Raw genomic sequence first — 18,732 nt, 5'->3', positions numbered from 1 at the left:
GAGCAGGCGTTGTCTGCTGTTTGGACTGCGCAGTCTCTCTGGACGACGCGCCCAACCTGCTTGCGGTTGGGTGGGCGCACGCTTCGAACGTTGCTTCGATCACCAAGGCTTGGCTTTTTACCAGGGCGCATGAGTTGTGCCAGGGCCTCACGCCGCTTGACCTGATGCGGCGGACATCGGAAGGAGGCGGCAGCAAAGACCGAGAACGAGCCGATTTCCCGATGACCGCCGTGCGTTCGCCGATTGCCGCCGTCATCGCGCTCGGCATCACCCAGATCGTCGGATACGGCACGCTTTACTACAGCTTTTCCATTCTTGCCCACGACATGGCCAAGGACTTGTCGTGGCCGGTCGAGTGGCTGTTCGGCGCGCTGTCGGCGGCACTGCTCGTCGGCGGACTGACCGCGCCCTGGCTTGGCAACTGGATTGACCGCTATGGCGCCGGCCGCATCATGACGGCCGGTTCGGCTGTCGCGGCCACAGCACTGGTCGCCTGTGCGGCAGCTCCTGAAGCGATCAGTTTCGTCATCGCGCTGGTGGCGATCCAGGTCGCCTCGAACCTCGTCCAGTATGGCGCGGCATTTGCGCTGCTCGTCCAGATATCGCCGCGCGACGCCCAGCGCAACATCACCTATCTGACGCTCATCGCCGGCTTCGCCTCGACCGCCTTTTGGCCAATCACCACGGCACTGCACGCGCAGATGTCTTGGCAGGGGGTCTATCTCGTCTTCGCCGTCCTCAACCTGGTCGTTTGCATGCCGCTGCATGCCTGGCTGTCGTTTCGCCGGACGGGGCAAGGCCAGATTGCCACCGAGCCGCACCAACATGTCGAGGGTTCGCTCGCCGCTGCCGTGCGTCCGCTCGGTTTCGCCCTGATGGTGATTGCGCTCTCGGTACAGAACCTGGTGAGCGCGGCAATTCTGGTCCACATGGTGCCGTTGCTCTCAGGCCTTGGGCTCGGCGCCACGGCTGCCGTCGTCGGCACGCTGTTCGGACCCGCCCAGGTGCTCAGCCGCTTTATCAACATGGTGGCCGGCATCAACCTCGCGCCACTGACACTCGCGATCATCTCGGCTGTGTTGATGACCGCTGGCGTGGGTGTGTTGCTGGCAACCGCTCCGTCGATAGCGGGTGCAATGACCTTCGCCGTCATCTTCGGCATGGGCAATGGTCTGTTCAGCATCGTCACCGGCGCGCTGCCGCTGGCGCTGTTCGGCAGCGACGGCTACGGCCGGCTGCAGGGCCGCGCCATGTCGGCCCGGCTGATCGTCTCTGCCGTCGCCCCCTTCGCACTGGCCTTCGCCATGGCCACCATCGGCATGTCCTGGGCGCTGTCCTTTACCATCCTGCTCGGCGTTGTCGCGCTAGCGATCTTCGTCGCCATCGGCCGCCTGGCCGCGCGCTCGCCCTGGTAGGTCGTCGCGCACCAAGGCCGATGCCGAAGGATCAGGCAGTGTGCCACGCCTGCAACTGGGCCAACGACGCGGTGGCGCCGCCGCAGGCGATCATCAGTACGCGGTTGTAGCGCGAGAGCGCATCCATATGGCTGTAGGCGAGAGCAAGCGTTGCGCCGCAGGCCGGTTCGACCAGCACCCGGTGATCGTCGAGGAAGCGCAGGCAGGCCTCGACGGCAGCATGGTCGCTGACCACGACGCTGTCGACGGACTGGGTCTGCGTCACTTCGAAGGCGCGCTCGCTGACAATGCGGGCGCCGAGTGAGGTGGCGATGCTGGTAATGGCCGGCAACTGCACCCGCTGGCCGGCCTCCATGGCGACAGCAAGCGAGGCAGCGCCCTCTGTTTCGACCGCGATGATCGGGATATGCGCTAGGCTGTTGCGGGCCAGGCCCTCGACAATGCCCGACATCAACCCGCCGCCGCCGACCGACAGGGCAACCGCGTCGAAGGACAAACCTTCCGCGACGACCTCGTCGATCATCGTCGCGTGGCCGGTCCAGAGCAGCGGGTCGTCGAAGGGGTGGATGAAGGCCGTGTCGGCATCGAGCGCCGACATGGCGCGTTCGTTGGCCTCTTGCCATGACGCGCCATGGACGATGACCTCCGCGCCCTCCTGGCGGATCAGCGCCTTGGCCAATTCCGTTGCCGTTTCCGGGACAAAGACCGACACCGGCATGCCAAGCCGGCGGCCGGCGTAAGCGACCGCGATGCCGGCATTGCCGCCGGAGGACGAGACGAAGCGGCGCTTGCCCGCCTTGGCATGATGTTCGCAGGCAGCACCTATGCCGCGAATCTTGAACGAGCCCGGTGGCTGCAGCGCATCCATCTTCAGCCAGATCGAGCGCCCGGCGGCGAGGCTCAGCGGCCGGGATTCGAGCAGCGGCGTGTTGATGTGCAGGGGCATGGAGTGGCGACCTCGGCGAAAGATGTCTGGTGCTTATGAGCCAAGTCCAGGACCTGCGCCAGAAAGCAGGTGCGGGAAACGACCAAGCCAGTGCCCTCAGCGCGCCGGCATGCCGCTAGGGCGCCAGGCCGGGCGCCGCCGGCGGCATCGGGAATGCCCGCAGCAGCTTGGCCATGGCCGACATGTCCCCGGTGATCCTGGCATCGCCCGCCTTCACCGCCGCCTCGACGGAGACGCCGCCGAACAGAATGCTGTCGAGAACGCTTGAGGTGCCGGAGAACATGGCTTGCGCTGACTTCAAGGCCTCGTCGCCGAACTGGATGTCGAAGCCTTCAGCTGTGCCGGAGACGACAGCCGTGCCGTCGGGCATGTCGAGGCTAATGCAGAAGCCGCCGTCGTCTTGTGGTCTGTACATCGCCCGCATGGCCAGCAGCAACCCGGCCCGGCTGATCGGCAGGCCCTGTTCCAGGAACGGCGAACGGGCGGCCCATTTGCCCAGAGTGACGATGGTGTCCTCGAGCTCGCTGCCCCACTCGGTCAGTTCATAGATCCAGGACGCGGCAGGCGGCGGCAGCTTGCGCCGGCGCACGATGCCTGTTGCCTCCAGCGCTTCCAGGCGCTGGGTCAGCACGTTGGGGCTGATGGTGCGCAGGTCGGTGCGCAGGTCGGTGAAACGCTTGGGCCCGAAGAGCAACTCGCGGACGACAAGCAGCGCCCAGCGCTCACCGATCAGGTCAAGCGCATGCGCCGTCGCACAGCCGTCGTCGTAGCTTCTGCTCTTTTCAGTTCTCATTCAAGACCAAGTGGTTGCTTTTTAGGAGTAATTAGTTCACACATATCCACATTGTCACGTGCGTACCTGTCGATCAAGCGCTCCAGGAGAGGCGAAGATGGAAGAGCATGGCGATTTGCCCCGGGCGGGGCGCCGTGAATGGTTGGCGATGGCGATCCTCGCCTTGCCGTGCCTGCTGTACTCGATGGACCTGACGGTGCTGAACCTCGCACTGCCGGAGTTGGCGGCCGATCTCGACCCGACGCCGGCTCAGCTGTTGTGGATGGTGGACATCTATGGCTTCATCCTGGCCGCCGCGCTGATCCCGATGGGCGTCGTCGGCGACCGCATCGGCCGCCGGCGCCTGTTGCTGTGGGGCGCATTCGCCTTCGGCGTGGCGTCTCTGATCGCTGCCTTCGCGAGCTCGGCGCCGATGATGATCGCGGCGCGCGCGCTGATGGGCATTGCCGCAGCGACGCTTGCGCCGTCGACGCTGTCGATGGTGCGCAACCTGTTTCCGCACCCCGAGGATCGCAGCAAGGCGATCGGCGTCTGGATCGCCAGCTTCTCCGCCGGTGGTGCCGTCGGTCCACTGGTTGGCGGCGTGCTGCTCGAATATTTCTGGTGGGGATCCGTGTTCCTGATCAACCTGCCCGTCATGGCCCTGCTTCTGGTTCTTGGCCCGAAGATGCTGCCGGAAGCGCGCGACGGCGCGGCGCCACGCCCCGACGTCGCAAGCGCGCTCAGCTTGCTGGTGGCGGTACTTGGCCTGGTCTATGCCATCAAGAAGGTGGCGATGGACGGCTGGAGCGGCGAGGCCGGTCTCGCGCTGGCAGTGAGCATTGTTGCCACGACATTGTTCCTGCACCGGCAGCGGCGGCTCGCGGTTCCGTTCCTCGACCTCGATATGTTTGCCTCGCCGCGTTTTTCGGCAGCGCTGACGATCAACATTCTCGGTTTTTTCGTTGCCTTCGGCATGTTCCTGCTGATGGCGCTGTATTTCCAGCTCGGCCTCGGCCTGACGGAGTTGCAGGCCGGAGTGGCCTCGGCGCCGTCGGGCGTGGCGTTCATCGCCGGTGCAATTGCGGCGCCGGCGATTGCATCACGCCTCGGCACGGTTGCGTTGATGGCGCTCGGTTTCCTCGTCGCAGCCGGTGGCTTCGCGCTGGCGGGAGCCGCAGCCGCCAGCGGCGATCTCACGCTGATGATTGCGGCCTACTGCCTGTTCTCGCTTGGGCTGGCGCCAGTCTTCACCATGACGACCGACGTCATTGTCGGCTCGGTGGCGGCATCACATGCCGGTGCCGCCGCCGGCTTGTCCGAGGCCAGCACCGAACTGGGCGGTGCATTTGGCATCGCCGTACTCGGCAGCCTGCTGACGATGCTCTACCAACTGGCGCTTGTGGACCATCCGCAGCTTGCGGCGTTGCCGATGAACGCAGCACTTGGGCCGGACAATGCCGGTGTGCAGATCGAGGCGGCGCGCGATGCCTTGGGACAAGCGCTCAAGGTCGCCGCATTGCTGTGCAGCGCCATCGCCATCTGCGGCGCCGTGCTGAGCTTGCTGCTGCGTGGCCGCGGCGGGCTGCAGACCGACACGCAAGGCGGCTGAGGGGGCGGATGCACAAGGGTTGCTGCCCGACGACAGTCGGTTCGGCAGCGCTACTTTCGCCAGCCGTATACTCGATCTGACAATCCGGATTCTTGAAGTGAGATCAGTGCTCCCAAGCTTCAGCGAAGGTTGGTCTGACGTTGCTATTCTCAATGAACCAGGTGACCAGCTGAGGCTCATCTATCTTCTCGAACCATTCGGAGGTTCGCTTGAGGTAGATGCCATGCAGTGAGTTGAAGGTTTAATCGTGGAGATCGTCCAGGCTCCTCCAGAGCGAGACAGTTGCGGACATGCGATTGTCGAAGCCGCAGGCCTTCGTTTCCGCAGCTATTGCGTCATCAGCTATCCGCCACAGGAACCCAGGGTGAGCTTCTGCCAAGCGGTAGACGTCTCCAAGGCCGTCCATAGATTCTTTCAATCGCGGATCGTTGGCCGGGCACTTCAGTCGCCCCCAATTCATCTGCGCTATTGTCATTTATGGCTCCTCCCCAGACCCCGGTTTCTATCGACGTAGAACCCGTTGTTGCTGGAGAGAGAATTCCATCGTCGGTTTTGTGAAAGCTCGTTAACCGTCAGCCTGCGGATGATCGTCGCCTGCAGTGAGATCGCGAAGAAAGACCCTAAAGGTGCTCCATCGTCAGCCTGCCGTTTGCGACCTTCGCCGCGCCCTCGGCCAGCTCCGCCAGCGTGACCTTGCCGAATTTGGCCAAAAGGATCGCCTCGGCCGCGTCCATCGCTTCGGCGAGCGAGGTGTTGACCGCCTGCTCGATGGTGCAGCTCGGGTTGTCGCCGGCGAGGCCGATGGCGAAGAGCTGTGGGGTGCCTAGCGCCTTGTGGATGTCGAGCAGCGTGATCTCCTCCAGCGGCCGCGCCAGCAGCCAGCCGCCGCCATGGCCCTTCTCCGAGCGGACATAACCCTGATCGCGCAGGCCGGCCATGGTCCGGCGTACGACCACTGGGTTGGTGCCGAGCATGATGGCGATTGCGTCCGAGGTCGCGGTTCCCTCGTGGTGCTGCATGTGGATCAGCACATGCAGCATGCGGGAGAGGCGGGTGTCGGATCTCATCGTGCTGTTCTTTCGGCTTTTTGGCGCGGTTCAGCTCGCTGCCGGCGTCTGGTCAGGCCTAACAGATAGTCGGTCACGCAACAACAGGAGTTGCGTGAAGCTTGACGACCACAGTCATGTAACATATGAAGTGTCGTGAAAATGCGAAAGCTCTTCGACCCGCTGGGGAAGCACAGCGCGACCACAGGGCCGCTTCAAAGGATTTTTGGCCATGGACTACGACGTCATCATCGTCGGCGGCAGTTATGCGGGGATGTCGGCGGGCCTGCAGCTTGCCCGCGCCAGGCGCAAGGTTCTGGTCATTGACGTGGGCGAGCGGCGCAACCGCTTTGCCGCGCATTCCCATGGCTTCCTCGGCCAAGATGGCCGCGAGCCGGGCGCGATTGCCGCCGAGGCGCGTGAGCAGCTCGAGCGTTATCCCGGCGTGACGTGGCTGGAGGGCAGGGCAGAAGGTGCGCGGCGGATCGAAGGTGGTTTCGCCGTCGATCTCGGCACTGGCCGTGTGGCGAGCGCCAGGCGATTGGTGCTGGCGGCCGGGGTCTCCGACAGCCTGCCCGAAATCCCCGGCCTGCGCCAGCGCTGGGGCAGATCCGTCTTTCATTGTCCTTATTGCCATGGCTATGAGCTGAACCAGGGCCGGATCGGCGTGCTCGCCGTTTCGGAGCACTCCATGCATCACGCCCTGATGCTGCCCGACTGGGGCACGACGACGCTGTTCGCCAATGGCGTGTTCACGCCCGACGCCGAGCAGCTTCGGCAGCTTGCTGCGCGCGGCGCGACGGTCGAGGCCGCACTCGTCCGCGAGGTCAGGGGCGAGGGCGCCGACCTCGTGCTCGACGATGGTCGGATGTTTGAACTGGACGGGCTGTTTACCATGCCCAGGACATCGCTTCAGATCCCGTGGGTCGAACAGCTGGGCTGCGAACTGGAGGCTGGGCCGATGGGCAATTTCGTCAGGACCGACGCGATGAAGCAGACGACGGTGAAGGGCGTGTTCGCATGTGGCGACATTGCGCGGGCGGCAGGCTCGGTGGCGCTGTCGGTGGGCGACGGGGCCATGGCAGGGGCTGCCACGCACCGCTCGCTGATGTTCGAGGCTGACTGAAGGGTCGGACCAGGAAAAGAAAAAGCCCGGCAGGTTTGCACCTGCCGGGCTCTTCTTACTGGTGCCGCGGATCAGTCCTTGGCGTTGAGGTTGGTGCCCAGCGTGTCCTTGACGAAGATCACACCGATGATCAGCGTCATTGCGGCAATCGCGATGGGGTACCACAGGCCGTAGTAGATATCGCCGGCCGCGGCACTCATGGCGAAGGCGGTCGCAGGCAGCAGGCCGCCGAACCAGCCGTTGCCGATGTGGTAGGGCAGTGACATGCCGGTGTAGCGGATGCGGGTCGGGAACATTTCGACCAGGATTGCGGCGATCGGGCCATAGACCATCGTCACGTACACGACCAGGATGAACAGGATGCCGATCACCATGGGCTTGTTGACGGCAGCCGGATCGGCGACCATCGAGAACGAGCCGCCGCCGGGGATGTTGAAGAAGCCGACTTCAGGTGCACCGGCTGCTTCTTCCGCGGTCACAAGCTTGTCCTTGATCGCCTGTTCGGTTGGCATGGTTGCCTTTTCGCCACCGCGGATCGCGGCTGCGTCGAGCTTCAGCTCGGGGTTGGCAGCGACGAAGGCGTCCAGCTTCTGGTCGGCAACCTTGGCGGCACCACGGACCAGCGGATAGCCGCCGTCGTGGAGAGCGATGTTGACCGCCTTGACGAAGGCGGCGTCGTTCGCCTTGGCGGCATCGCCGGCGGCGACGGCGTCATAGGAGGTGACGGTTGCTTCGCCGATCTTGACCGTGGCAGGAGTGCCGGCGGCGGCCGTGGTGACGACGTCATAAGGAACCGAATTGCGGGTCAGGAACGACGTTGCGATATCGCAGGAGGTGGTGAACTTGGCTGTGCCCACCGGGTTGAACTGGAACTTGCAGTCGCCAGGAGCGGCAGTGACGGTGGCACGAACGTTCTGCTGGGCAGTGGCCAGTGCCGGGTTTGCGGCCCAGGTCAGCGCCTTGAACAGCGGGAAGTAGGTGACGATGGCGAGCGCCAGGCCGGCCATGATGATCGGCTTGCGGCCGATCTTGTCCGACAGCCAGCCGAAGAAGACGAAGAAACCGGTACCGAGCAGCAGCGAAACGGCGATCATGATGTTGACCGACTGTGCATCGACCTTGAGCACGTTTGTCAGGAAGAACAGCGCGTAGAACTGGCCCGAGTACCACACCACGGCCTGGCCGGCGGTGAGGCCGAACAGTGCGAGCAGCGCGATCTTGGCGTTCTTCCACTGGCCGAAGGCTTCCGACAGCGGCGCCTTGGAACCCTTGCCCTCTTCCTTCATGCGCTGGAAGGTCGGCGATTCCGACAGCGACAGACGGATCCACACCGAGATGCCAAGCAGGATGAACGAAAGCAGGAACGGAACGCGCCATCCCCAGGCGGCGAAGTCTTCCTTGCCGAGCCAAGTCTGGACGATCAGGATGACGACCAGCGACAGGAACAGGCCGAGCGTCGCCGTCGTCTGGATCCACGAAGTGTAGTAGCCGCGACGGTCGTCGGGCGCGTGCTCGGCGACATAGGTCGCAGCACCGCCATATTCACCGCCGAGTGCCAGGCCCTGCAGCATGCGCAGCGCAATCAGGATGATCGGCGCGGCGATGCCGATGGTGGCCGAGCCGGGCAGCAGGCCGACAAAGAAGGTCGACAGGCCCATGATCAGGATGGTGACGAGGAAAGTGTATTTACGGCCGACGAGATCGCCGATGCGGCCGAAGACCAGCGCGCCGAACGGGCGAACCAGGAAGCCTGCCGCGAAGGCGAGCAGCGCGAAGATGTTGCGGGTGGCCTCGGGATACGAGGCAAAGAAGGTCGCACCGATGAAGGCAGCGAGTGAACCGTAAAGATAGAAATCGTACCATTCGAAGACGGTACCGAGCGACGAAGCGAAGATGACTTTCTTCTCTTCTCGCGACATGCCGCGCGCACGGGCGCCGGCGGTTGCCGAAATTGCCATAAAAATCTCCTCCCAGAGTGCCGGCGGCAAGGGCCTGGAGAGCAATCTCCGCGCGAATCCGCCTGACCAAACGACGTCGAATTGATAACGCCGCGATACGGCCGTTATCCATCGCTGCTTTGGGATTATGACTTTGGTCGTAGAGGCAAGCGCGAAGTCGTCGCGGGCTTTTATGCTGCATTGCAAACGATGATGCAGGGCCTGGCGAGAAAACGCGGACGGCTGAACTTATGCGTTTGCCAGTGAAGAAGACCTGGTATGCCGGGCATGTCCGGCGGATGCTGCCCGGCGCCAAATTGCGCGCCGGGCAGGATTGCGGGGAAGCGGGCTCAGGCGGCCCGTTCTTCCTTCTCGACGAGGTAGCCGCGATCGCGCAGCCACCTTGCAATGATGATCTCAACCATCGATGACACCGAGCGGTGGTCATCCTTGGCTGCCTTGACGAGCGCCTCCTTGAGGTCGCGTTCGATACGGAATCCGAGTGGATGAGTCTTAGACATGATGATTCCTGAGACTGTTTCGGGAATGTCCCGGAGGGGGCAGATGTGACCAGCCCTGACGGCGAGCTTGATGCTGTAGCCGTTGCCGACCGATCATGCGGCGCAGGTGGGGCGCGTTGCGCCGTTCAGGCGCGAGCCGGAGGCGCGCGCGGCTCGCTGGTTCGGTAGCGCAGGAAGCTGAAAAGCGGGTCGATGGCCAGCGAACCGCTGGTCAGATCGACGGCCGAAAGGGTGTTGGCGATACGCAGCAGGGCGCTGTCGTCGCTGCCGTCCCCGTTCAGTTCGGCAAGGGCAAGGCATGTGTCGCTGCAGGCGGGAAGCGTACCGGGGTCATCGGTGACCCGATCGGTGCCTTCGTCGAGCGAGAGATTTGCTTCAGGATGATAGCCGGCCGCGTGCGCGTGGGTCGATGCAACCGAGACGCTGAGTGCAGCAAAGAGCGATAGCAACAACAACAACAGGCATGAGAGCAGACTTCTGCTCCTTCGCCCCTGCTGCTGCTGTCTGCGCTGATACAATTGCTGCCTCTGACTGCCTCTGCACGATTCCGCCAATGGGGGCGGATATAGTTACTTTAGAGTAACAGATTGTACCGGCACGGCAATATGCAAATGTATGATAGCGTATGAGATTCAGAAGGTTTCTGTTGGCATCTGCATACAATTAAAAGTTGCCTTATGCAACCGGCAAAGGAAGCCCAGCCGAAGCCGGGCTCCCTTTTTCGCCTTAGGGCTTTGCTCAGACGAGCGATGCCGTGAAGCGCTGGATGCGCGTGCAGGCTTCCTCGAGCAGCTTCTCCGACGTCGCGTAGGAGATGCGGAAGTTCGGGCCGAGGCCGAAGGCCGAACCGAACACCACCGCCACGCCTTCGGCTTCAAGCAGCTCGGAGCAGAAGGTTTCGTCGCCGTCGATGATCTTGCCGCCTTGCGTCTTCTTGCCGATCAGGCCGGCGCAGGACGGGTAGACGTAGAAGGCGCCTTCCGGTGACGGACAAGTGATGCCGCGCGCCTGGTTGAGCATCGACACGACGAGGTCGCGGCGGGCCTGGAAGATCGCCTTGTTCTTGGCGATGAAGTCCTGCGGGCCATTGAGTGCTTCGACCGACGCCCACTGAGCGATGGTGCAGGCGCCCGAGGTCTGCTGCCCCTGGATCATGTCCATCGCCTTGATCAGCGCGATCGGACCGGCGGCATAGCCGATGCGCCAGCCGGTCATGGCATAGGCTTTCGACACGCCGTTCATCGTCAGCGTCCGGTCATAGAGCGCGGGCTCGACTTCGGCGATGGTCTTGAAGACGAAGTCGCCATAGGTCAGGTGTTCGTACATGTCGTCGGTCAGCGTCCAGACATGCGGATGCTTGAGCAGCACGTCGGCGATGGCGCGCAGCTCGGCTTCGGTGTAGGCGGCACCTGACGGGTTCGACGGCGAGTTCATCAGTAGCCACTTGGTCTTCGGCGTGATCCTGCGCTCAAGTTCCGCTGCCGTCAGCTTGAAGCCGTTGTCGATCGACGTTTCGGCGAACACCGAGGTGCCGCCGCAGATCGCCACCATCTCGGGATAGCTGACCCAGTAGGGACGGGGGATGATGACTTCGTCGCCGGGGTTTAGCGTCGCCATGAAGGCGTTGAACAGGATCTGCTTGCCGCCTGTGCCGACGATTGTCTGCTCCGGCTTGTAGTCGAGATTGTTTTCGCGCTTGAACTTGGCGGCAATGGCCTCGCGCAGCGGTGCGATGCCGGAGACCGGCGGGTACTTGGTCTCGCCGCGGCGGATCGCTTCGATCGCTGCATTCTTGATATTGTCCGGGGTGTCGAAGTCCGGCTCGCCTGCGCCGAGGCCGATGACGTCGCGACCGGCGTTTTTCAGCTCGCGCGCTTTCTGCGTGACCGCGATGGTCGCGGAAGGCTTAACGCGGGAAAGGGCATCGGCAAGAAAGGCCATGACTTCAGGTCTCCGGTTCGGAAAGGGCGCGGTCGCTCGACCGCCTTTGCGCATCCAACGGAATGTGCGGCGCTGTAATGTCGCATGACGCAGGGAATCGCAAGCGGATTGACGTTTCGGGAGGCCTGGATGTGATGGTCCAGAAGCCGGTGGAAGCTGTGCATAAACAGTCGGCTGGGCGGCGTTCGTTCAAGTTTGAGCCATCGCGTTAACCGCCGATCAAATCTTCGATGAGATTTTGGCGGGGCAATTTCGCAGCTTTCCGGAAATAGGACGGACCGTGTCGAAGAGCATCGGGCTCGCCCAAATCATCCGGCACGACGACGGATCTGCGTCCGGCGTCTGGGGTGTGCATGCCCTGCGCAGCGCGTTTCAGCCGATTTACGCCTTTCAGTCGGGCCGCTTGCTGGTCACCGCCTTCGAAGGGCTGATCAGGCCGTTTCGCGGGACTGAGGCCGTGCCGCCAGGCATCTTCTTCGCTGCCGTGGAAGGCATCGAGCGGCTGCATGTCGAAACGCTGACCCGGACGCTGCACCTCCTGAACGCCGCCGTGTTCCTACCCAAGGAAGCGTCGATCTTCATCAATTTCGATCCATCGGTGTTTCTCGACCGCTCGATCTCGGAACACGCGCTGCGCGACATGCGCCAGGTGCTCAACGAAACCGGCATCGATCCGCGCCGCATCGTCTGCGAGGTCACCGAGAAGAAGCCGGCCTCGGAAGAGGCGCTGTTCGAATTTGTCAGGGCGCTGAAAGGGAGCGGCCTGCGCATCGCAGTCGACGATTTCGGCTCGGACGACTCCGACATCAAGCGCATCCGCGACATCAAGCCCGACATCGTCAAGTTCGATGCCCACTGGATCAGCCGGCTGATGGAGTCGGGCGCGGGTTTCGCGCTGCTCAAGGAGATGGTGGCGAATTTCGAGGACAAGGGCATCCGCACAGTTTTCGAGGGGCTCGAGGAAAGCTGGCAGTTGCAACTGGCCGAGCGTTCCGGCGCCTCGATGGTGCAGGGCTTCGTTCTGGCCCTGCCGGAAATCGTGCCGGCGAATTTTTCCCACTTCGAACCGGTGGCGCCCGGAGCCGCCGGAGATCACCGGACGGAGCTTTTGCCCGCCGGAGTTGCCGATGCGGTTGCCGTTCGCGCGCCGCGATCAAGCCGAAGCTTCGGCAAGAGGACAGTGCATGAGTGACGTGGTTTTCGGGTTTGGCGCGTTGCCTCGGGACCTGGTGGCAAGGATCGCCGCCGACGAAATTGGCCTGGAGTTCGGCGTTCACGGTGAGTTTCGCCTGCGTTGCGCGATCCAGCCGATCTTCCGGCATGAAGACGGCCGCCTGACGCCGGTCGCCGCCGACGCCCAGGTGGTGCCGTATCGCGAGGGACGGCCGGTCGCGGTTGGCGAATTCCTCGCCGAGATAGCCGATGAGGAACGCGCGATCGTCGGACGTGTCTGGGCGGTGTTGCCGCTTGCCAACGCCCACAATATGGGCGTCAAGGGCATCGCGCTGCTGTTCAGGCAGGACATCAATGGTGATGCACCCGATCTCGACGATCTGGGTTTCATGGTCCGGCGCCTCAAGGGCGAAGGTTTCGAGGCGTCGCAACTGATCTGCGAGATCGGCGGCGACGAAAAGCTGGCCTGCGAACTGCGGGCGCTTGGAATGCGTGTCGCTCTGGGGCAGCCAGGCTCGGCGCAGCATGACGTCGACGCCGTCAAGCGTGTGCTGCCCGATATCGTCAGGCTCGATCGCGCCTCGTTCGAACGCTTCTGCGCCGACGCCGCGACCGGGCGGCTGCTGCGTCCGGTGGTGTCGGAACTCAAGACGCTTGGTGTCGACGTGCTCGTTGAGGGCATCGACAATGAGAGCCGCCTGGAAATTGCGCTTGGCGCCGGTGTCGACCTGTTCCAGGGCGATCTGCTCGAGCCTGCAAAGCTGGTCGGCAGTGTGTTTGCCGAAGGGGCGCGCGAAACGTCGCAATATCGTCGCGGCGAATGCGTGGTGGTGCCGCTGTTCGGCTGACACGGTACGAAAGATCACCAAAGCTGATGCCTCGCACCAGAACAATTCGCTGGATCGACTCACCTCAGGGACGATAATCGCTGACCAAACGGGGTGAATGCGATGATCACGATCTATGGAATGAGCGACAGCGGCAACAGCTACAAGCCGCGGCTTTTGATGGCCAAGCTCGGCCGGCCGTTCCGCCATGTCGAGACCAGCTCGCGCGACGGCTCCACACGTACGCCCGCTTACCTCGCCAAGAACGCCAACGGAAAGGTGCCGCTGCTCGAGCTCGACGATGGCCGCTTCCTTGCCGAGTCCAACGCGATCCTGCTCCACATGGCCGAAGGGACACGGCTTTTGCCGGCAGACGCCTACCAGCGGGCGCTGGTCTTTCAATGGCTGTTTTTCGAACAGTACAGCCACGAACCCTTCGTTGCTGTCAGGCGGACGATGTTCCTCTACCCCGAGCGCGCCGCCCAGGCGACGCCGGAGCGCATGCAGGCTTTGCTCGACGGCGGCAACAAGGCGCTTGGGGTGATGCAGGTGCAGCTCGAGAAGACGCCGTTCCTGGCCGGAGATGCGATGAGCGTCGCCGATATTGCACTCTATGCCTACACCCATGACGCGACCATCGGCGGCTATGACCTGGATGCGTTCCCTGCGGTGAAGGCCTGGCTTGCCCGCGTGGCAGCGGACGAGGGCCATGTGCCGCTGACCTGGCTGCCGTGAACGCCTGATCCTGAAATGCAAGAAGGCCCGAAGATGCGATCTTCGGGCCCCTTTTTAAGACGTCCAGGCGAGTTTCGAGCCGCGACCCTGTCTGCGCAAAAAGAAAAAGGCGGGGTGTGACCCCGCCTTCCGCTGTCAGCAGCTGATCCTGGATCACCTGACCCGGGCTCACGGCAATCTGCCGCATCGTCCTTCGGGTCAGAGATTCCGGCGCGCTTGTCGCGCAGCCGCCAGTACATCCGTGACTTGCATCGCGATTGGAGCTTTCGCTCCCGCGCGCCTTAAATCAGACTGCCTTGAGCTGGCCAGCCGACGAACGGCCCGTGCGACGGTCCTGCTCGATTTCGAAGCTGACCTTCTGGCCGTCGGCCAGCGAGCCCATACCCGAACGCTCGACAGCCGAGATGTGGACGAAAACGTCCGCGCCACCTGCGTCGGGCTGAATGAAGCCGAAGCCCTTGGTTGCGTTGAACCACTTAACGGTGCCAGTAGCCATATTGAATATCCTTGTCGTTTGCAGTTTTTCTTGACCAAGCGAGCATGCCCAGTCGTGGTATCGAGATTTTGGGGAGAGACGTCTGCAAACGCGAGAGTGTCGCGGGGCACGGATCTGTCGGCCGAAATATCAACGTGCCGGATATAAGGGCAAATGGCCGCAAGTGCAAGCCCTTGCAAATAGTGGCGCTTGAAACCTGCCTCAATTGCCATGCAACCATGGCGGGCGCAGGGTGTTATATTGCCTGGCGCCCATGGCATTGCGAGCGATGCAAGATGAGGCGCTGTAACGTTCGGCCGGCGCCAGCCGTTGCGCGAAGTCCGGGAGGTTCTCATGAAAGCCATTTTGCTTGCCGTGTGCCTGACACTGATGGCAGCCGAAGCGCAGGCCGCGTCGCGCTACGTATCGACGAAAATGAGCTGCGCCCAGACGCAGAGCGTCGTGCGCAACCAGGGCGCGGTGATCCTGCGCTGGACGTCGCCGACGTCGGGCGTGCCGCGTTATGATCGTTATGTCGCCAACGACCATTTTTGCTCGGCCGGCGAAGAGGCGCGCCGGGCATATGTACCGACGGCCGATGCGCGGTCCTGCCCGGTCTACAATTGCAAGCGAATCGAGCGCAATTTCTTCAAGCGCCGGCTGTTTCCGCTGAGCGACTGAACGCAAGCGGATAATTGATCTCGCTCTGAAACGCTTTCTGCGCGCCGGAGCGCGCCGTCAGGCGCAGCTCCCGCAGTTGTGTGCTCTTCTTTTCATCCCCTGTCAAAACCCGAACGATGCCTGGGTGGATGGCGGCGGGCCAACGCGCACGCCCTCGAGCACCAGCATCTTTTCCTTCATGTTCGAGCCGCCGGTTGCCGAAAAGCCGCCGATCTTGCCGCCGGCGGCGAGGATGCGGTGACACGGAATGACGAGGGGAATAGGGTTCGCCCCCAGTGCCGAGCCAGTTTCGCGGAACAGACCCTTCCGGCCGGCCTTCTCGGCCAGCCCGCCATAGGTGGTGGTCTCGCCATAGTGAAGGTTTCGGGCAGCGGCATAGATGTCGCGGCGGAAATCGTCGATGCCGGCGAGATCGACCGGGACATCGGAGAAATCGACGTCATCGCCGTCGGCATAGCGCCTGATGTCGGCGATCAGCGCGGTGATCCATGGTGGCGGCGTATGGTCGCCCGCGGCCGTGGCCTGACCGGCCAGTCGCAGCAGCCGGCGCTCGGCGGCGTCGCGGGTTTTTTCCGGCAGGCAAAGCCTGACAAGCCCGGTTTTGCTCCATGCCAGCGCCATGAAGCCGAGGGCCGTCTCGAAGACGGCGCGGCCGGGCAGGGGATAGAAAATGCTGGGGTCCACGACCGTTCCTTTCATCCTGGCAGCTGGCGTGAATTCGGTACAAATCAGGAACAATGTGCCATGATCTGTGTGCGCATGCCACCCGAAAACCGTATCCACCTGTGGATTGCCGGGGCTCATACGTTGTTGTAGAGAGGGTCGGGCGGGACGAAATCATTAACAGAGTGTGCATTTGCCGGCGATAAAGACTCACCTGCTGATCTCGGTGGCATTGGCGACGGCATTGCTGTCGGGCTGCCAGACCAACACAGCGGCTCTCAACACCGATCTTTCGACGGCCGCCGACGTGGCCTTGAACGCCGAGATTGCGCCCGCTTCGACGGAGGTCGCCGATCTCGCGCTGCCGGAAACCGTGGCAGTGCTGCCGACCGCATCATATGCCTCCACCGAAGCTTCGCCGGCCACTGCCGTGCTCGCTGCCGCAGCGCCCGCTGCCGATGCTTCTGATGTCGCGGGTGCCGCTGACGCCGCGACGCCGGCCACAAGCGAGGCCGCTGCCGTGACCGTTGCTGCCGCGCCGCCGGTGCCTGCTGCTGGTGCCGAAAAGGCGACTGGCGCTGCTGGTGGCGAAAAGGCAGTTGCCGCTGCGCCGATCGCGCCTGCTGCTGATGCCGCAAAAGCTGTTGCCGTTGCCTCCACCGCGCCCAAGGCTCCTGCCTTGGCCAAGGGCCCGGTCGACCCGATGTCGGTGCCGATGGCCGGCGGCGAAATCGTTGCCACAGCCGACAAGCTTGTCGGAGAGTTTCCGTCCGCGCCGACGATCGCCGACTATGCCCTGCCGGCCAGCGCGCCGGTGCCGCGCAGCTACCAGGTCGCGTCGCTGGGCAATGTCGCGCCCGAAAGCTTCGCCACCTCGTCCTATGCCGCGCCCGATAGCCCGGCACTTGCCTCTCGCGGCAAGATCGACGAGCTGATCTCGAAATACGCGGCTCTCTATGAGGTGCCCGAGCGGCTTGTGCGGCGCGTGGTCAACCGCGAGAGCACCTTCAACCCGATGGCCTTCAACAACGGCCATTGGGGGCTGATGCAGATCAAGCACGCCACCGCGCGCGGCATGGGTTATGACGGCCCGGCGCGCGGCCTGTTCGATGCCGAGACCAATCTGAAATACGCGGTCAAATATCTGCGCGGCGCTTTCATGGTCGCCGATGGCGACGAGGACAAGGCCGACAAGCTTTACCAGAGCGGCTATTATTACCACGCCAAGCGCAAAGGCCTGCTCGACGAGACCGGGCTCGGCCGCGACCGCGCCCGTCACCGCGGCTAGACTTGCCGATGCCATCGCCGCAGGGGGAAAACGACGTCCGCCTGCGCAGGGTGCTGCCCGGCGAACTGCGACCCCCGCGCTGGCCCGCTGGCTTTTCGATGCGGACGTTTCAGGCCTCCGACGCGGTTGCACTTTACGATCTGCTTGAGCTCGTCTTCGACGACGGCATGAACGGCCCGTTCGACCAGTGGTGGCCACGACTCGAGGCCGACTCGGAATTTGACCCTGAACTTTGTTTCCTGGTCTTCGATAACGAGGGCCGGTTGACCGGGGCTGCCTTGAGCTGGACCAGCGGCTTCCTGAAAGACCTTGCCGTTCGTCCCGACAGTCGCGGCAAGGGTATCGCCGAGGCGCTGCTGTGGCACGTCTTTGACACCTTCGCCGCGCGGGGCGCGAGCCATATCGACCTCAAGACCAACCTGGTCGACAACTCGGCTGCTGTTCGGCTCTATCTCAGGCTCGGCATGACCGAGGTGGACTGGGGTGGCTAAATTCTGCAGCCGAGAATAGCAGCCATCATGGATGTTTTCGATTTTGGGCTATTCAGATAATCGAACAGCATTACGCCTGATCAGCGATAGCGCGTTTCATCTCCAGAGCCCAAGCGCGCCCTTCATCCCCTCCCCAGAGCAGCCAGGCGATGTAGCCGGCTGACGGGTTCTGCTCGTTGCCAAAATTCTTGCCGCGCTTGTCGACCTCGTGGCGGGCGAAGTAGCTGACCATGCGCTTGATGGTATGGGGCGTAAGCTCGGTACGGGCGACAAGCTCCTCGGCGCGGCCGACGCCGATCTCTGTGCCGCCGCGGCCGAACTGCCTTCTCAATACGAGTCCCCTGGCGGCGTTGTCGGCGACCACCTGTGGCGGGATCAGGCTGACACCGGATGCCTCGCGGCGGATCTCGTCGAACGGGTCGTAGGCGTATGGCATGCGGCGATTCCTGGCTGGCGGGGCAGGGTAGCCGGATGGGGGTGGGATGACGAGGGGGTGAGGTGACGGGCTTCCGAGGGTGGTTTCGCCGAACGGCTGTTCAGACAGCAGGCGAGGTCTGGCGCGGTGCCAGTCTGTGGGCGGCGTGCGCTTCTTCGACCACCCCCACCCCGATCCGCGTCGCGGATCGACCCTCCCCACAAGGGGGAGGGTAAGTCCGGCCTCTCACTTCGAAGCGTAGATGGCGCAGTTGCCGGTGGTTTTCATCTTGTACTTCTTGCCGACCGAATTGCAGCGCTCTAACGCTTGCTTTTCGGCTGCTGCCTGGGACGGCGCGTTAAGGGAAGCGCCGCAGTAAAAGGCTTCGACGGCACCAAGATGCGTCTGGGCATAGGCCGAGTGGCCGGGGGCGGCGACATACTTCTTATAACCGTCCTTGCATGGACCAGTCGTGTTCCCGAACTGCGCCGCGTACCGCTTCTTGCCTTCGTCGCCGGCCAGCGAGCCCTTGTCCTTGGCCATTGCCGCGACCGGTACGGCCGCAACCAGAAGTCCCGCCAGCACCGGTGCCAGTGCCAGCCGCATAGTTTTCAGTTTCATTCGCAAATACCCCCCACCTGATGGTGAAGAGTTAGCTGCAATCTATG

The 18,732-nt window shown here is 63.4% G+C and carries 20 protein-coding genes and 1 pseudogene; 9 read left to right on the top strand and 12 right to left on the bottom strand.

Annotation, left to right across the window (positions count from 1 at the left end):
• The first annotated feature begins 221 nt into the window (after nt 1–221).
• On the top strand, nt 222–1,415 hold the full coding sequence (arsK, locus tag Amn_RS19870; RefSeq protein WP_286291034.1) for an arsenite efflux MFS transporter ArsK: 1,194 nt from the start codon (nt 222–224) through the stop codon (nt 1,413–1,415).
• 31 nt (nt 1,416–1,446) lie between these two features.
• Here the strand turns inward: arsK and Amn_RS19865 are convergent, their stop codons facing one another.
• Both Amn_RS19865 and Amn_RS19860 read right to left on the bottom strand, forming a co-directional pair.
• A complete protein-coding gene (locus Amn_RS19865; RefSeq protein WP_154384823.1) occupies nt 1,447–2,361 on the bottom strand; it encodes a pyridoxal-phosphate dependent enzyme in 915 nt (304 codons plus the stop codon).
• Nucleotides 2,362–2,476: 115 nt separating this feature from the next.
• Nucleotides 2,477–3,154, bottom strand: coding sequence for a winged helix-turn-helix transcriptional regulator (locus tag Amn_RS19860; protein ID WP_286291031.1), 678 nt, complete (start codon nt 3,152–3,154; stop codon nt 2,477–2,479).
• 97 nt (nt 3,155–3,251) lie between these two features.
• Between Amn_RS19860 and Amn_RS19855 the strand changes: the two genes are divergently transcribed.
• Nucleotides 3,252–4,745, top strand: coding sequence for an MFS transporter (locus Amn_RS19855; RefSeq protein WP_067959704.1), 1,494 nt, complete (start codon nt 3,252–3,254; stop codon nt 4,743–4,745).
• 103 nt (nt 4,746–4,848) lie between these two features.
• Here Amn_RS19855 and Amn_RS32645 read toward each other — a convergent pair.
• Nucleotides 4,849–5,205: pseudogene (locus Amn_RS32645) on the bottom strand (DUF3291 domain-containing protein).
• 160 nt (nt 5,206–5,365) lie between these two features.
• Nucleotides 5,366–5,812 (bottom strand): Rrf2 family transcriptional regulator, encoded by a 447-nt coding sequence (locus Amn_RS19850; RefSeq protein ID WP_192315163.1) that lies wholly within the window; start codon nt 5,810–5,812, stop codon nt 5,366–5,368.
• 211 nt (nt 5,813–6,023) lie between these two features.
• Between Amn_RS19850 and Amn_RS19845 the strand changes: the two genes are divergently transcribed.
• Nucleotides 6,024–6,917, top strand: coding sequence for an NAD(P)/FAD-dependent oxidoreductase (locus Amn_RS19845; protein ID WP_263006473.1), 894 nt, complete (start codon nt 6,024–6,026; stop codon nt 6,915–6,917).
• A gap of 71 nt (nt 6,918–6,988) precedes the next feature.
• Here the strand turns inward: Amn_RS19845 and Amn_RS19840 are convergent, their stop codons facing one another.
• The 4 genes from Amn_RS19840 to Amn_RS19825 form a co-directional block, all read right to left on the bottom strand.
• On the bottom strand, nt 6,989–8,875 hold the full coding sequence (locus Amn_RS19840; protein WP_286291023.1) for an MFS transporter: 1,887 nt from the start codon (nt 8,873–8,875) through the stop codon (nt 6,989–6,991).
• A gap of 329 nt (nt 8,876–9,204) precedes the next feature.
• Nucleotides 9,205–9,375, bottom strand: a complete 171-nt coding sequence (locus tag Amn_RS19835) for a type II toxin-antitoxin system antitoxin (protein ID WP_018428911.1) — start codon at nt 9,373–9,375, stop codon at nt 9,205–9,207.
• A gap of 125 nt (nt 9,376–9,500) precedes the next feature.
• On the bottom strand, nt 9,501–9,893 hold the full coding sequence (locus tag Amn_RS19830; protein ID WP_154384827.1) for a hypothetical protein: 393 nt from the start codon (nt 9,891–9,893) through the stop codon (nt 9,501–9,503).
• Between the two features lie 220 nt (nt 9,894–10,113).
• Nucleotides 10,114–11,316 carry a pyridoxal phosphate-dependent aminotransferase gene (locus tag Amn_RS19825; RefSeq protein ID WP_182573280.1) on the bottom strand — a complete coding sequence of 401 codons (1,203 nt, stop codon included), beginning with the start codon at nt 11,314–11,316 and terminating at the stop codon, nt 10,114–10,116.
• A 280-nt stretch (nt 11,317–11,596) separates the two neighbouring features.
• On the opposite strand from Amn_RS19825, the gene Amn_RS19820 reads away from it, so the two are divergent.
• From Amn_RS19820 to Amn_RS19810, 3 genes are all read left to right on the top strand, one after another.
• A complete protein-coding gene (locus tag Amn_RS19820) occupies nt 11,597–12,508 on the top strand; it encodes an EAL domain-containing protein (protein ID WP_286291015.1) in 912 nt (303 codons plus the stop codon).
• Nucleotides 12,501–13,337 carry an EAL domain-containing protein gene (locus Amn_RS19815; RefSeq protein ID WP_286291014.1) on the top strand — a complete coding sequence of 279 codons (837 nt, stop codon included), beginning with the start codon at nt 12,501–12,503 and terminating at the stop codon, nt 13,335–13,337. The genes Amn_RS19820 and Amn_RS19815 overlap by 8 nt, the downstream gene beginning before the upstream one ends.
• A 102-nt stretch (nt 13,338–13,439) precedes the next feature.
• Nucleotides 13,440–14,051, top strand: a complete 612-nt coding sequence (locus tag Amn_RS19810) for a glutathione S-transferase family protein (protein ID WP_067959727.1) — start codon at nt 13,440–13,442, stop codon at nt 14,049–14,051.
• 286 nt (nt 14,052–14,337) lie between these two features.
• Here Amn_RS19810 and Amn_RS19805 read toward each other — a convergent pair whose 3' ends face one another.
• Entirely contained in the window at nt 14,338–14,547 is a 210-nt protein-coding gene (locus Amn_RS19805; RefSeq protein WP_067959730.1) for a cold-shock protein, read from the bottom strand.
• A gap of 333 nt (nt 14,548–14,880) precedes the next feature.
• Here Amn_RS19805 and Amn_RS19800 point away from each other — a divergent pair, with 333 nt between their 5' ends.
• Nucleotides 14,881–15,207: a hypothetical protein gene (locus Amn_RS19800; protein WP_286291009.1), complete on the top strand. Its 327-nt coding sequence runs from the start codon at nt 14,881–14,883 to the stop codon at nt 15,205–15,207.
• Nucleotides 15,208–15,309: 102 nt separating this feature from the next.
• Here the strand turns inward: Amn_RS19800 and Amn_RS19795 are convergent, their stop codons facing one another.
• Nucleotides 15,310–15,828: a methylated-DNA--[protein]-cysteine S-methyltransferase gene (locus Amn_RS19795; protein ID WP_439502347.1), complete on the bottom strand. Its 519-nt coding sequence runs from the start codon at nt 15,826–15,828 to the stop codon at nt 15,310–15,312.
• A 235-nt stretch (nt 15,829–16,063) separates the two neighbouring features.
• Between Amn_RS19795 and Amn_RS19790 the strand changes: the two genes are divergently transcribed.
• Together Amn_RS19790 and Amn_RS19785 are read left to right on the top strand one after the other, a co-directional pair.
• Nucleotides 16,064–17,158 (top strand): lytic transglycosylase domain-containing protein, encoded by a 1,095-nt coding sequence (locus Amn_RS19790; RefSeq protein ID WP_286291005.1) that lies wholly within the window; start codon nt 16,064–16,066, stop codon nt 17,156–17,158.
• A gap of 2 nt (nt 17,159–17,160) precedes the next feature.
• Entirely contained in the window at nt 17,161–17,649 is a 489-nt protein-coding gene (locus Amn_RS19785; protein ID WP_371746484.1) for a GNAT family N-acetyltransferase, read from the top strand.
• A gap of 70 nt (nt 17,650–17,719) precedes the next feature.
• On the opposite strand, the gene Amn_RS19780 is transcribed toward Amn_RS19785, so the two are convergent.
• Both Amn_RS19780 and Amn_RS19775 read right to left on the bottom strand, forming a co-directional pair.
• Nucleotides 17,720–18,085, bottom strand: a complete 366-nt coding sequence (locus Amn_RS19780) for a hypothetical protein (RefSeq protein ID WP_067959738.1) — start codon at nt 18,083–18,085, stop codon at nt 17,720–17,722.
• 225 nt (nt 18,086–18,310) lie between these two features.
• Complete coding sequence (locus Amn_RS19775; protein ID WP_286291001.1) at nt 18,311–18,685, bottom strand: hypothetical protein; 375 nt, start codon at nt 18,683–18,685, stop codon at nt 18,311–18,313.
• Nucleotides 18,686–18,732 lie beyond the last annotated feature (47 nt).

The sequence above is a fragment of the Aminobacter sp. Y103A genome, from assembly GCF_030294925.1.
Taxonomy (GTDB): Bacteria; Pseudomonadota; Alphaproteobacteria; order Rhizobiales; family Rhizobiaceae; genus Aminobacter; species Aminobacter ciceronei.
The sequence above is the reverse complement of the archived record's forward strand: the minus strand, read 5'-3'. Positions and strand labels throughout refer to the sequence as shown.